The following is a 14,367-nucleotide window of genomic DNA, read 5'->3' as shown; positions in this document are numbered from 1 at the left end:
ATAGAGTTATTATGTAGAAAGAAAAATAGTGGTTTTATGGTAAAATTCTAAATCACATTAATGATAACTGCAAAAGTATGCTAAAACTTTTATTAGCATACTTTTTTATATTTTATGTTAATATTTATCTTCAAAAATTATATTGTTATCAGAGTCATATACCTTAATACTCTTAAAATTCCAGCCTTCGTTATTATCTGACCTCCAAGTAAACAAAAACAAATCATCATAAAACTCTGTTTGTGTAAAAATCTTTCCATTATCTAAAGTAATTTCGATTTTTTTCGCCTTATCATCATTTATAATACCGTAAAGATTATAATACGGTCTAGACATGCCCCAAGTATAATCCACAGCTTTAGTCTTATCATTTTCAAATCCAGTTACCTGATTACCAAATCCCCAAAGAAAAAACAATTTTCTATTCACTGTATTGCATGAGACCCATTTGTCATATTTGCCAAGTATATATTTGCCTTCACCAAAATCTTCTACATGTACCACTTCTGATGGACCGTAATGTATACTACGTTCAGAATGTTCATGAGCTGATAATGGACTCAAATAAAGGCCTGACCCCATAAGAAATAAAAAGAATAATATTGTTAAAAGAATAATATTTCTCACAACTTTTTTAGATCTACTCATTGTTATCACCTACTTGTAGAGGGATTTCTACTTTGTATTTTCTATTATAGCTGTCATAGCTTATAATTAATGTGTCTGCTTCCTTTGAAAAGTTGGCAGCTGTCCATATGCATTTGGATTTTACTCCACCACCACCTCGGCCTGAACCAGTGACATACTTGTTTCCTAAATTATCAGTTATATCCCCAATTGTGCCAAGGCTCCATCCGGTTCTCCAAAACTTGGTATTGTAATACTCGTAAAAAATATTCATATTTCCATTTTTGTCATAAGCAACATTTGTAAAATGAATAATCCTATCATCTAGTTTAACTTTTTTATCTACATCAATTTTATAGACTATATTTGACTTTGGAATGTCATTAATAGAATTATTATTAAATAAAGTAATTACAAAGTGAGCTCCTATAATATAGACATTAAATATTACAAATAAGGTAACTATTACATTAGTTATCTTCCATATCCAACCAAGAAATGGATTATGCTGTTTATTAAGTTCAATTCCAATATCCTTAGCATCTCCCATATCATCTATAGATAGCTGTTCCGCTGTTTCTTTATCATATCCCTGTTCAGTATAATAATCTATTTTCTCTAATATGTGGCACTCAAGCTCGAATTTGATATCACCTCTATCAAAAGGAAATTTAATATAGGACAAGACCTCTTCTAAAAACTTTTCTTTTTTAGGCGAAGGCATTTGATTCACCACCTATAACTTTATTAACAGACCTTGAAAACACTTCCCATTTTTTCTTTTCCTCTACAAGCTGTTTTTTCCCGTTTTTAGTTATCTGATAATATCTTCTCTCTTTTCCTGTATCGCCTTTAGCTATATAAGATTTTACATAGCCGCTATTTTCAAGTTTATGTAAAACTGGATACAGCGAACCTTCTTTGAATTGGAAAGCTTTATCAGAACGTAATTCAAGTTCCTTTATTATCTCATACCCATATCTATCGGTTTCTTCTAGTAAAGACAGCAATAGCAAAATAGTACTTCCGCCTATTAGACCTTTATCAATTTTCATATGAATACCTCCAATAATTATACCTTGATTATCTAAGTATAATTATACTTAGATAATCAAGGTATGTCAAATAAAAGCAAAAATAAAAGGACTGTATTTATACAGTCCTTGAATTCACTGGTCTGGGTAACTGGACTTGAACCAGCGACCTCATGCACCCCATACATGCGCGCTACCATCTGCGCCATACCCAGATAATACTAATATTATAACATAATTATACAATAAATCAATATATCTGCATTTTAGTTATAGATGGTTTCAATGATAATTAAGAGTGGAAACCTTTCAGTTTATAGTAATTTATTATTACTTTTAACCTTGGTTCTCCACTCATAAATATTTTACTGTAAAACACTATAAAGAGACACCCCTAAAGGATAATGCAAATTAGTCCGCCACTGCCTTCATTTATGATCTTCTGAAGAGTTCTTTGTATCTTTGTTTGAACATCTTCTGGCATCTTATATAATTTATTTTGAAGTCCTTCTCTAACTAATACTTCTAAAGATTTACCAAATATGTTACTTTGCCATAGCTGTGAAGGGTCATTTTCAAATTGTTCTAATAAGGATTTTACCAACTCTTCAGTTTCCCTTTCAGTCCCCATTATAGGCGATATTTCTGTTTGTATATCTGCCTTTATGAAGTGTAATGATGGAGCGCTGGCCTTTAATTTTACACCATATCTACTTCCATGCTTAACTATTTCTGGCTCTTCTAATCTCATCTCAGTAAGCTGAGGAGCTACTAATCCATAACCAGTATCCTTTACATCCTGTAGAGCTTGAGATATCTTATCAAATTCAACTTTAGCCCTATGCATCTCGTCCATTATTGACATTAACTCATTTTCATTATTAATTTCTCTGTTACAAAGCTCTCCTAAAATCTTATAAAACAAACCTGATTTTGGTGCCAAGTTAACTCTTGCTGTTCCTTCACCCATGTTAACTTCACTTAGCTCTGAAGCTCCTAGGAATTCAAACTCCTTAAATCCATCTAGAGTTTTACCAATATCCCTAACTTTATATATGTTTTTGCACATGTCTTTAACGAGATTCATAAAATTAATTTTTAGCCAATGCTCTCCTTTTAATTTTTCTATCCATTCTGGCATATCTATGTTAATTTCTTTAACAGGGAATTCTTTAAGTACTCTGTTAAACACATGAGTTACATCTTCTGCCTTCATATTTAATATATCCATTATTTGAACTGGAACGTCGTACTTAGCTTCTAATTCCTTTCTTAGCTCTATTGTTTCAGGCTCATATGCATGTCTAGTGTTTAAAACCATTATAAACGGCTTGTTTATCGCTTTAAGTTCATTGACTACTCTTTCTTCTGACTCTAGGTAGTCTTCCCTTGAAATGTCTGTTATTGAACCATCAGTGGTTACAAGTAGCCCTATGGTTGAATGTTCATTTATAACTTTTTTAGTACCTATCTCTGCTGCCTCTTCAAAGGGAATTTCATAATCATACCATGGTGTTGAAACCATTTTAGCTTTTTCCCCATCCATGTGACCAGAAGCTCCTTTAACTACATACCCTACACAGTCTACCATCCTAACCTTAAATTTTGCTCCCTCTTTGAGCTTTATTTCAACAGCTTCATTTGGCACAAATTTAGGTTCTGTAGTGTGTATGGATTTCCCTGATGAACTTTGTGGTAACTCATCTTGGGCTCTTTTCTTTTTAAATTCATTATCCATATTTGGTAATACCATAAGCTCCATGAATTTTTTAATAAATGTAGATTTACCAGTTCTAACAGGACCCACTACGCCGACATAAATGTCCCCTTGGGTTCTTTCTGCTATATCTTTGTATATATCAAAATTTTCCAAGCTATTATACCCTCCCATAATATAATATTAACACTATATATATATTGATAAGGCCTTACAAATATAACTATTTAAATAAAAATCCCAAGTATTTTTATACAGTTAGGAGTTGGAATTTTCTTTGATTTAAATAAAAAAAGTTTGCTCTAAAAAAGAACAAACTCCTCTTATATTTTTTTACTTTTCAACTTTCACTAGAGTAATTAGTGAATTTCACTCTTTTTATCTCTAGTCATCAATTCATATACACCATATTTAGGGTCTTTTCCTTCGAATAAAACTTTATATAAAACATCAGTTATGGGCATAGATACTCCTAATTCTTCCTTCTGCTCATAGAAAGCCTTACAAGCTTTTATTCCTTCTACTACCATGCCTACTTCTTCTATGGCTTCTTCCATGGAGTAGCCCTTACCAATTAGTATTCCGGCTCTTCTATTTCTACTGTGCATACTTGTACAAGTAACAATTAAATCTCCCATACCTGTTAGCCCAGAAAATGTTTCTCTTTTGCCCCCTAGTTTTTCTCCTATTCTTATAATCTCACTCATACCTCTAGTCATTAAAGCTGCCTTTGTATTATCACCATAGCCTATACCGTCTGAAATTCCTGCTGCCAGGGCTATAATATTTTTTACAGCCCCTCCAACTTCAACACCAATTAAATCTTCATTAGTATATACTCTAAATTTACTAGTCATAAATATTTCTTGTACTTCTTTTGCATACTTCATATCCTCTGAGGAAACTACCACTGTTGTAGGGATATCTAGACCCACTTCTTCCGCATGGCTCGGTCCTGATAGGATTACCACATGATTTTCAGGTAGCTCTTCTTGTATAACTTGAGATAATCTTTTTCCAGTATGTTCTTCAATCCCTTTAGATACGTTTATAATTATTACATCTTCATTTATGTAGGATTTTAAACTTTTACTAACTTCTCTAATTGCATTAGATGGTACAGATAAGACTACATATTTGCTACCATTTATGGCCTCTTCCATATTATTATAAGCTATTACATTGGAAGGAATTATAACATGAGGCAAATACTTCATATTTTCTCTTTTAACATTTATATCTTCTATTACATTATTGTTTCTATCATATATTTTTACATCTAGGCCTTTCTTACCCAACATAACACCTAAAGCTGTACCGAAGCTTCCACCACCGATGAAAGTAATACTACAACTCATAGCTATTCTTTCCTTTCTCTAAACTCCATTTTAATGCCAGTTCCTTCAAAATCAAAACTGTCTCTTAACTGATTTTCTAAGTATCTTTCATAAGAAAAATGTAATGCATTTGGGTTATTTACGAAGAAAACAAAGGTTGGCGCCTTTACACCGATTTGTGTTACATAAAATATCTTTAATCTTGTAATACCTACCACCGGTGGTTCCTTCATCATTATTGCCTTACCTATTACATCATTTAATACACCAGTTTTTATTCTCTTATTATAGTTGTCATAGCATTTTTTTGCTAATTCTAATACTTTATGCACCCTTTGACCACTTAGAGCTGATATAAATAGGTATGGAGCATAACTCATAAATTTCAACTCTGATTGTAAATCTTTTTTGAATTCAATCATGGTGTTAGTTTCTTTTTCAATCAAGTCCCACTTGTTTACCAATACCATAATAGCCTTACTCATCTCGTGAGCATATCCTATTATTTTTTTATCTTGCTCGCTGATACCTTCTTCTGCATCTATGATTAGTATACATACGTCTGCTCTTTCAATAGCTGTATATGTTCTAATAACGCTGTATCTTTCTATTTCATCTTTAACTTTGCTTCTTCTTCTAATACCTGCTGTATCTATAAGTATGAACTTTCCTTCATCTGTTTCCAAATAACTATCTATAGCATCTCTTGTAGTTCCTGGAATGTCACTTACTATATTTCTATCTTCTCCAAGCAATTTATTTATTAAAGAAGATTTTCCTACATTAGGTCTTCCAACGAAGGCTATTCTTACATACTCATCATTTTCGTCCTCTTCAATTATCTGATCGAAATGTTCCACTACTCTATCTAGCATATCTCCAAGTCCTAATCCTTGAGAGGCAGATATAGTTATTGGATCGCCTATACCTAAATTGTAAAATTCATAAGCATTATCTTCTTCTGATAACCTATCTACTTTGTTTACAACCAAAACTATAGGCTTATCGCTTTTTCTTAACATTTGAGCTACTTCATAATCTGCTGGTGCTAAACCATTTTTTCCATCCACTAAGAACATTATTACGTCAGCTGTTTCTATGGCTATTTGCGCCTGTCTTCTCATCTGTGCTAGTATGATATCATCACTACTAGGCTCAATTCCACCTGTATCAATCATAGTAAAATTATACTTTAACCATTCCGCTTCTGCGTAAATTCTATCTCTAGTTACACCTGGAGTGTCTTCAACTATTGATATTCTCTTTCCTGCTAACTTATTAAATAATGTAGATTTTCCTACATTTGGTCTACCAACTATAGCAACTATAGGTTTTGCCATTATTACTCCTCCTTACCGTACTCATTTAGATTTTCTATTAAATCTTCTCCTGTATATTCGCATACAATAACTTTTCTACCGTAGTAGCTTTCTAAATCCTTTAATGTAATATCGTCTAAAAACACATCATCACCTGTTCTTAACATATTTCTAGGTATGAATATGTAATCCCCTACCTGGTTTTTATCTAAGGCTTCCATTATGTCCTTGCCAGTAATTAAACCGGCTACAGTTATAGTTTCACCAAAGAAGTTATTTTTAACTTTAATTACATCTATTTTTATATTACTATTGTTTTCTTCAATTTTATCTTTACATTTTTCAAGTTCATTATAGGCCAATGTTCCAGTTATAAAAGTGAACTTTCCTTTTATATTTTTCCTCAAACTTGCTAGGTTATCCTCTATATTATCTCTAAATATTCTTATCATACCTACTCCATCTTCTAACTGTTCATACCCCTCATAAAAATCACTTTTAGGCAAATCTAACTCTGATAAAACATAGAATTCATCAGATAATCTTACAAAGGGACTATTGATTTCCTTAATATATTTATCCTGGAGCTTTTTCACTTCATTTATTTCTTTTAATGCTCTTTCTTTATTAAATAAGGTCATATTGAAGAGCCCTTCTCTGTACTTAGTTACTCCTACTGGAACTACTGCTACGTTTTGTACACTTGGATAGAGTTTATACAAATCCTCCAAGGTTTTTACTAATTCTTCACCATCATTTACTCCTGGACAAAGTACTATTTGGCAATTTATTATTATACCAGCGCTACCAAGTTTTTTAAGTCTTTCATAAATATTACCCGCAAACCTATTGTGAAGCATCTTTTGCCTTAATTCAGGATTAGTTGTATGCACAGAAACATTTATAGGACTTATTCTATACTTTATTATTCTATCAATATCTTCATCTTTCATATTAGTCAATGTAACAAAATTACCTTGTAAAAATGAAAGTCTTGAATCATCATCTTTAAAATATAAAGATTCCCTCATACCTTTAGGTAATTGATCTATGAAGCAAAAAATACATTTGTTTTGGCAACTCTTTGCCTCATCCATTATGGATTTTTCAAACTCCACACCTAAATCTTCATGATATTCCTTATCAATTTCTATTTCCCAAATTTCCCCGCAACTTTTTTCTACTTCTACTAAGATGTATTCATCTGCCATTAAAAACTTATAATCTATAATATCATTAACAGCATTCCCATTAATGCTAATCAACACATCTCCTGGCTCAATTCCTACTTCTTCTCCTATACTATTCGGTAGTACTTCACATATTTTATTTTTCATTTACCTAACCCTGCCTTTGCTTTAAGCATCTTTTTTGAGGATGCCCTATATATAACACTAGTAATATTACATTAATCTTCTTATTTAGTCAATTCTTATGACCAAAAAGAGACTGTCTATTAATATGTACAGTCTCCTATAAACTATTCATTTAAATCTTTTAATTCACCTGTAATTAGGTATATAGTCCATTCGCAAATGTTTGTTACATGATCTGCTATTCTCTCTAAATATTTGCATACAAATAAAAAGTGTGTAGCTTGACTTATAGTACTATTGTCTTTTGTCATTATAGGAATCATTTCATTAAATACATTTCTATATATTTTATCTATTTCATCATCCTTTTTGCAAATTAAATAGGATTTTTCCACATTCCCTTCCACATATGCATCTAAAGCTTCTTTAATCATTTCCTTTGCTATATCTGCCATTTTAGGTATATCAACTAACGGCTTTATAAACTTTTCATCTCTTAACTTTATAGCAATTTTAGCAATGTCCACAGCATGATCTGCCATTCTTTCTAAGTCCGTCACAATTTTAGTGGCTGTAAATATCATCCTTAGATCCTTTGCTAATGGTTGTTCTGTTGCTATTAATTTTATACATTTATCTTCTATTTCCTTTTCTAAATTATCTACTATATCATCATTTTTTATTATTTGCTCTGCTAGCTCATATTTTTGTTCTGTTAGAGCTTCAATGCATCCATGAATTTGTTTTTCAACAATGCTTCCCATCCTTAAAATATAATTGTGTAATTCTTGAAGATGAAGATCAAAATTACCTCTTACCAACTCAAACACCTCTTTTTATTATTATTCAAGTCTTTCTATTATCCAAATCTTCCTGTTATATAATCCTCTGTTCTTTTGTCCTTCGGTTTATAGAATATATCTTCTGTTTTTCCAAACTCCACTACTTCTCCATTTAAAAAGAAAGCTGTGTAATCTGATACTCTTCCTGCCTGTTGCATATTATGAGTTACAACAATAACTGTGTATTTTTCTTTCAAACTACTCATTAACTCCTCTACTTTTGACGTAGAGATAGGGTCTAAGGCTGAAGTAGGTTCATCCATTAACAATATTTCTGGCTCTACTGCCAATGTTCTCCCTATGCATAATCTTTGTTGTTGGCCTCCTGAAAGTCCTAGGGCACTTTTCTCTAATCTATCTTTAACTTCATCCCAAAGAGCTGCACCCTTCAAACTTTTTTCTACTATTTCATCTAACGTAGCTTTGTTTGTTATACCGTGTACCCTTGGACCATAGGCTACGTTATCATAAATAGACATAGGAAATGGATTAGCTTTTTGAAATACTATTCCTATGATTTTTCTTAATTCAATTTCATCAAATTCTTTATAGACATCCTTGCCATTAAAGAGCACATCCCCTTCAATTCTTACTCCTTTAATTAAATCATTCATTCTATTTATAGTCCTTAAAAAAGTTGATTTACCACAACCTGAAGGGCCAATAAGAGCCGTAACTGTGTTTTTTTCTATATTTAAGTTTATTTTCTTTAATGCTTGAACATTACCATAATATAAATCTAAATCCTTAACTTTTATTATAGACATCCTTTCCATCTCCTTATCTGCTTCCTGTATATCGTTTATATATTATATTTCCTATTATCCTTGCCAATATATTAAATGCTAATACCATTATTATTAATACTGCTGAAGAAGCATCTGCAACTATAGTTGCATCAGGTATCATTCCTTCAGAGTTTACTTGCCATATATATACTGACAAAGTTTCAGCTGGCCTTAGTAAGCTAAATGGTGATGACTTTGAAAGCAAATTACTTGGAGCAAAGTATAATGGTGGTGCACTCATACCAGCGGTATATAAGAGTGCTGCTGCTTCTCCAAATACTCTTCCTCCAGCCAATATTACTCCTGTTAAAATTTGTGGCATAGCTGTTGGTAATACAACCTTCCATATGGTCTGCCATCTTGTAGCTCCCAATCCTAAACTAGCTTCTTTTATTCCTTTTGAAGCTTCCTTTACTGCATTTTCACATACTCTAGTTAGAGATGGTAAGTTAATTATACTTAGAGCTAGAGCACCTGATAATAGGGTGAATCCCCATCCTGTTAATTTTACAAAAACTAATAATCCAAATAGACCTACAACAATGGAGGGCAATGATGCCATAGTTTCTATGCTTAATCTAATTATATTAAGGAACTTCCCTTCCTTTGCATATTCAGCTAAATAAATACCTGCTCCCACTCCGAAAGGTATGGTAATTATCAAAGACACAATTAACATATAAAAAGAGTTAAACAATTGAGGACCTATTCCTCCTCCTGCTTCTCCAACTTTAGGATCGCCAAATAAAAAACTTGGAGTTAAATGTCCTACTCCTCTAAATATTATATAGCCAATTAATAGGACTAGTAAAAGTAGTACTAATGAGGATATTATATAAGTTATAATTGTAAAAACTCTATCTTTTTTTCTTTCAGTCATTATTTAATCTCACCTCTTAAACCTATGCCCCTTATTATTAAAATGAATATGAATGAAACAATTAAAAGAACTAATGCTAGAGACCATAGCGCGTCATTCCACTGTGTTCCTGATATGGTGTTTGCCATATCCATAGTCAATACTGAAGTTAATGTAGTAGTAGGACTTAACAAGCTATTTGGAAGCTTTATTGTGTTACCTATAACCATTTGCACTGCTAATGCTTCCCCAAAAGCTCTTGCTATTCCTAATACTATTGCTGTCAATATACCTCCCTTAGCTGAAGGTATAGCAACTCTACTTACTGTCTGCCATCTAGTTGCTCCTAATCCATAGGAAGCTTCTAAATAATCCTTAGGAATTGATTTAAGTGCATCTACAGATAAGCTAGCTATTGTAGGCAATATCATTATACTTAGTACTAAAACACCTGCCAGTAAGCTAAATCCTATTCCACCAAATGCGTTTTTTAAAAATGGCAATAGCACCGTTATTCCTAACCATCCATATACAACTGAAGGTATTCCTACAAACAATTCCAATGCTGGTTTCAACACATTTTCACCAAGTCTTGGGGATATATAATTTATAAATACTGCCAAAGCTATGCTTATAGGTGCACTTATTATTACCGCTCCAATTGATACTAAGGTTGAACCTACTATAAATATGAATGTACCAAACTGTGGAGTATCTGCTTCTGGTGACCAATTTGATGAAAAAATAAATTTAGTTATTGGATAGTTCCATTTAGTAAATGTATTAATGCCTTTCCATACAATAAATCCTATTATAGTTAAAGTAAGTACTACAATTAAAATACCACATAGTATAGAAAATCCTCTTCCCAAATATTCGTTTTTCATATTCTTCCAAAATTTTTTATTCATATTATCTTCCTTCTTCATTATTGTATTAAGGCTGACACTGGTTTAGCCAGCTCTTTAGAGTATAATTATTTGAAATCTCCTATTGGAATATATCCTAATTTTTCCACTAAAGCTTTATTTTCATCACTCATAACATACTCTATAAATGCTTTAGTTAAACCACTTGGTTCTCCTTTTGTATACATATGTTCATATGACCAGAAAGGATATTCTTTACTTACAATATTTTCTTTTGAAGCTTCTACGCCATCAATTTTTAATAATTTTAAATCGCTTCTCTTTTCTTCTGTTAAATATGATAATGCAAGATAACTTATTGATCCTGGAGTATTTGTTATTGTCTTTTCTACACTACCACTAGAATCTTGAATTGTACCTAATCCTTCTTTTTCACTCTTACTATTCATAATAGTATCTATAAATGTAGCTCTTGTACCTGATGAAGCCGGTCTATTTACCACATTGATTGCTAAATCTTGTCCTCCAACATCCTTCCAATTTGTAATTTCCCCTGTAAATATCTTTTGAAGCTGTTCCTTTGATAAAGAATCCACTTTTACCTCTTTGTTAACTACTATGGAAAATCCTATAACACAAACTTTATGATCAACTAATTCCTTTAATCTTTCCTTGTCTTTTATTTTTGATTCTGCAGTTACATCAGAATTTCCTATTTCTACTGAACCTTCTAATACCTGATTTATACCTGTACCGCTTCCTCCACCTTGAACATTTATTATAGAAGCAGGATTTTTTGCTCTAAAGTTTTTCGCCGACTCTGACACTAATGGTTGAAGTGCTGTTGAACCTACGGCTGTTATGATGTCTGATAGCGCATTTTCATTTTTCTTTTCTCCTCCACCACATGCTGCTAATGCCCCTGTCATTAAAGTTAATGACAATGCTGCTGCTAAAGTTCTTAATGATTTTTTATTCATTTAAGTAACCTCCATTTAAAACTATTTATTTGTCTTGTCGTATTTATCATATTATATGGAAGTTAAACAAATATTATAGGTATGTTAATTTTAATTTACATGAATAAAAAAAAGAATTTTGGTTACCCAAAACTCCTTTTTAAAATCATTTATATTCACTTTTAAGACTTTGATATGGGAATTGTAACTATAAACTTACTTCCCTTTCCAACTTCACTTTCTACATCTATTCTTCCATTAAAGGAAAGAACTATATGTTTTACAATGGCTAATCCTAGACCCGTGCCACCTTCTGCTCTACTACGAGCTTTATCCACTCTATAAAACCTTTCAAATATTCTTCCTATATGGTCTTTAGGCATGCCTACTCCAGTATCTCTTATAGTTATTACTACATTCTTATCTTTTGATTCTTTTTTAATTGAAACTTCTCCATTATCCTCCGTATATTTTATGCCATTATCTACTAGATTTAATACCATTTGTTTAAACCTATCCTTATCTCCATAAATTTTTAGGCACTTATCTCCCTCTATATTTAAAGATATGTTTTTCTTTTCTGCATAATTGCCTACTAAATGGCCTACATCATCTACTACCTTATCGATATCAATCAATTCTTTTTTAACATCTCTGCTATTTTCAATGTGAGATAGAGTTAAAATATCATTTATTAACCTAGTTAGTCTTTCAGCTTCATCATTAATAATATTTAAAAATTTCTCTTTATTTGCTGAATCCTCAACATATCTTAAGGTCTCTGCAAAGCCCTTTATAGACGTCAGCGGAGTTTTTAATTCATGAGATACATTGGCAACAAATTGAGATCTCATGTTTTCCAATCTTTTTATATCTGTTACGTCCTGAACAACTGCAACAATTCCTATTAATTGTCTACCATTATTAATATCCGCTGTCTTTATTCTTAAATCCCTCTCTTTGGGGCTTAGGATTTTTATTTCCCTATACTCATCTACGGTATTTTTCAAAATATCCTCTAGCTCAAAGCTTCTTATATGATCTAATAAATTACACCCTATTATATCTTTATCTATACCGAATATTTTATTTGCATAAGGATTTATCATTATCACTCTAAAGTTCTTGTCTACAGCAATAACCCCGCTGTCCATACTAGTTAATATTGCCTCTAATTTATTTTGTTTATCAATTACATCATTTATAGTTACCTGTAACTTATTAGCCATATTATTAAAAGTCTTAGATAGCTGTCCTATTTCATCTCTTGAATATATATTAACTCTTCTATCCAATTCTCCAGCAGCTATTCTTGAAGTTATAAACTCTAAATCCTTTATAGGTTTTACAAAACCCATTGAAAATTTTGAGGAAAAAACCAAGGAAATAATAGTAGATATTACTATTACCATTATGTAGTATTGTCCATACTCTTTTTCAAGACCAGATACTATTTTCATTTCTATAGCACTTCTTATTATATATCCATCATTAAATAAAGTAGTAAAATACATACTATCTATTTTAATAGAATCACTGTGCCTTATTGCATACCCACTCCCATTAGCTCTTGCAGAAATTATTTCTTCTCTATTATTGTGATTCTCCATAGTATTTAGATTCATTTTAGAGTCTCCAACAACTACACCATTTTTATCTATTATAGTAACTCTTATTTCATTCCCACTAAAACTTTTTTTAATAACACTGTCTAACTCCTCTTTTTCCACATGCATCAATATATTTGTAACTAATTGATTATTCACTTTTAAGGTCTTTTTAGTATTTTCAGTATTTTGATAATTGACAATTATTATAAAAAAAGTTACAACAAGGGTTAGACTGAAAAGCAGGGTCGAAAACATATATACCATCAATTTCTTCTTCATTTCATCACCCCGTAAGCTATTCTGAATAATTAAATCTATAGCCTACTCCTCTTATAGTTTCGATATATCTAGGACTTTTATCATTCTCTTCGATTTTTTGTCTTAAATGCCTTATATGAACATCAACGGTCCTAGTTTCTCCAATGTATTCATAGCCCCATATTTTATCCAACAAAAAATCTCTGGTTAAAACTCTACCTCTATTTTTTATAAAAGTCTCTAACAATTCATATTCTTTCAATGTTAAATCTATTTTCTCTTCTTCTTTTAAAACCTCATGCTTTTCAAAATCTATTATTATATTGCCAAAACTAAAATTATTATTTTCTATTGATGATATACCCGTTCTTCTTAGCAGTGCTTTTACTCTTGCTAATAATTCCCTTATGGAAAAAGGCTTAGTTATGTAATCATCAGCACCTAATTCCAATCCTAATACCTTATCTAATTCTTCTCCCTTTGCAGTAATCATTATTATGGGAGTAGTTGATATTGTATTATTCATTCTTATTGATTTGCATACATCATATCCATCCATGCCTGGTAACATTACATCTAGTAATATTAAGTTAGGTTTTTCAGCCTTTGCAACATTATAAGCATCCTTACCATTATCTGAGCATATAACATTGTATCCTAGATTTTCTAAATTAAATTTAAGTAATTCTCTTATATTTTCTTCATCATCTACAATTAAAATTTTCTCATCAGACATAATAAACCTCCAAAATAATTATAGCTAATGGCTCTTCTAACTATATTGTAACATCTTTTTAAATAAAGTTAATTTAAATTCCATATATTTAACATT

14 protein-coding genes and 1 tRNA gene are annotated in these 14,367 nt (G+C 31.4%); all 15 read right to left on the bottom strand.

The genetic code is table 11. From position 1 onward, the window contains the following. Positions 1-117: 117 nt before the first annotated feature. Positions 118-648 carry a hypothetical protein gene (locus RYO54_RS09695; RefSeq protein ID WP_315118096.1) on the bottom strand — a complete coding sequence of 177 codons (531 nt, stop codon included), beginning with the start codon at positions 646-648 and terminating at the stop codon, positions 118-120. After that, positions 641-1,351 (bottom strand): permease prefix domain 1-containing protein, encoded by a 711-nt coding sequence (locus RYO54_RS09690; protein ID WP_315118094.1) that lies wholly within the window; start codon positions 1,349-1,351, stop codon positions 641-643. The genes RYO54_RS09695 and RYO54_RS09690 overlap by 8 nt, the downstream gene beginning before the upstream one ends. After that, complete coding sequence (locus RYO54_RS09685; RefSeq protein WP_315118091.1) at positions 1,338-1,682, bottom strand: helix-turn-helix transcriptional regulator; 345 nt, start codon at positions 1,680-1,682, stop codon at positions 1,338-1,340. Before RYO54_RS09685 ends, RYO54_RS09690 begins: the two co-directional genes overlap by 14 nt. A 118-nt stretch (positions 1,683-1,800) precedes the next feature. Continuing rightward, positions 1,801-1,876 (bottom strand) — tRNA-Pro (locus RYO54_RS09680). Between the two features lie 179 nt (positions 1,877-2,055). Further along, positions 2,056-3,534, bottom strand: coding sequence for a stage IV sporulation protein A (gene spoIVA, locus RYO54_RS09675; RefSeq protein WP_315118089.1), 1,479 nt, complete (start codon positions 3,532-3,534; stop codon positions 2,056-2,058). Between the two features lie 203 nt (positions 3,535-3,737). Then, the gene (locus RYO54_RS09670; protein ID WP_315118087.1) at positions 3,738-4,736 is read right to left on the bottom strand and encodes an NAD(P)H-dependent glycerol-3-phosphate dehydrogenase; all 999 of its coding nucleotides are present in this window, start codon (positions 4,734-4,736) and stop codon (positions 3,738-3,740) included. Between the two features lie 2 nt (positions 4,737-4,738). Then, on the bottom strand, positions 4,739-6,055 hold the full coding sequence (gene der, locus RYO54_RS09665; protein ID WP_315118085.1) for a ribosome biogenesis GTPase Der: 1,317 nt from the start codon (positions 6,053-6,055) through the stop codon (positions 4,739-4,741). Between the two features lie 2 nt (positions 6,056-6,057). Further along, the gene (locus RYO54_RS09660; protein ID WP_315118083.1) at positions 6,058-7,371 is read right to left on the bottom strand and encodes a DUF512 domain-containing protein; all 1,314 of its coding nucleotides are present in this window, start codon (positions 7,369-7,371) and stop codon (positions 6,058-6,060) included. Between the two features lie 143 nt (positions 7,372-7,514). Next, on the bottom strand, positions 7,515-8,171 hold the full coding sequence (phoU, locus tag RYO54_RS09655) for a phosphate signaling complex protein PhoU (protein WP_315118080.1): 657 nt from the start codon (positions 8,169-8,171) through the stop codon (positions 7,515-7,517). 38 nt (positions 8,172-8,209) lie between these two features. Then, on the bottom strand, positions 8,210-8,959 hold the full coding sequence (gene pstB, locus RYO54_RS09650) for a phosphate ABC transporter ATP-binding protein PstB (protein WP_315118077.1): 750 nt from the start codon (positions 8,957-8,959) through the stop codon (positions 8,210-8,212). A 13-nt stretch (positions 8,960-8,972) separates the two neighbouring features. Continuing rightward, on the bottom strand, positions 8,973-9,860 hold the full coding sequence (pstA, locus tag RYO54_RS09645) for a phosphate ABC transporter permease PstA (RefSeq protein WP_315118075.1): 888 nt from the start codon (positions 9,858-9,860) through the stop codon (positions 8,973-8,975). Continuing rightward, positions 9,860-10,750 (bottom strand): phosphate ABC transporter permease subunit PstC, encoded by an 891-nt coding sequence (pstC, locus tag RYO54_RS09640; protein ID WP_315118074.1) that lies wholly within the window; start codon positions 10,748-10,750, stop codon positions 9,860-9,862. The genes pstA and pstC overlap by 1 nt, the downstream gene beginning before the upstream one ends. A gap of 65 nt (positions 10,751-10,815) precedes the next feature. Further along, entirely contained in the window at positions 10,816-11,688 is an 873-nt protein-coding gene (locus RYO54_RS09635; RefSeq protein ID WP_315118072.1) for a phosphate ABC transporter substrate-binding protein PstS family protein, read from the bottom strand. Between the two features lie 161 nt (positions 11,689-11,849). Beyond that, the gene (gene pnpS, locus RYO54_RS09630; protein WP_315118070.1) at positions 11,850-13,556 is read right to left on the bottom strand and encodes a two-component system histidine kinase PnpS; all 1,707 of its coding nucleotides are present in this window, start codon (positions 13,554-13,556) and stop codon (positions 11,850-11,852) included. A gap of 16 nt (positions 13,557-13,572) precedes the next feature. Then, positions 13,573-14,271 carry a response regulator transcription factor gene (locus RYO54_RS09625; protein WP_315118067.1) on the bottom strand — a complete coding sequence of 233 codons (699 nt, stop codon included), beginning with the start codon at positions 14,269-14,271 and terminating at the stop codon, positions 13,573-13,575. Positions 14,272-14,367: the final 96 nt, after the last annotated feature.

It is taken from the genome of uncultured Clostridium sp. (assembly GCF_963515715.1).
GTDB lineage: Bacteria > Bacillota > Clostridia > Clostridiales > Clostridiaceae > Clostridium_AW.
This window is presented reverse-complemented; position numbering and strand designations above follow the sequence as displayed.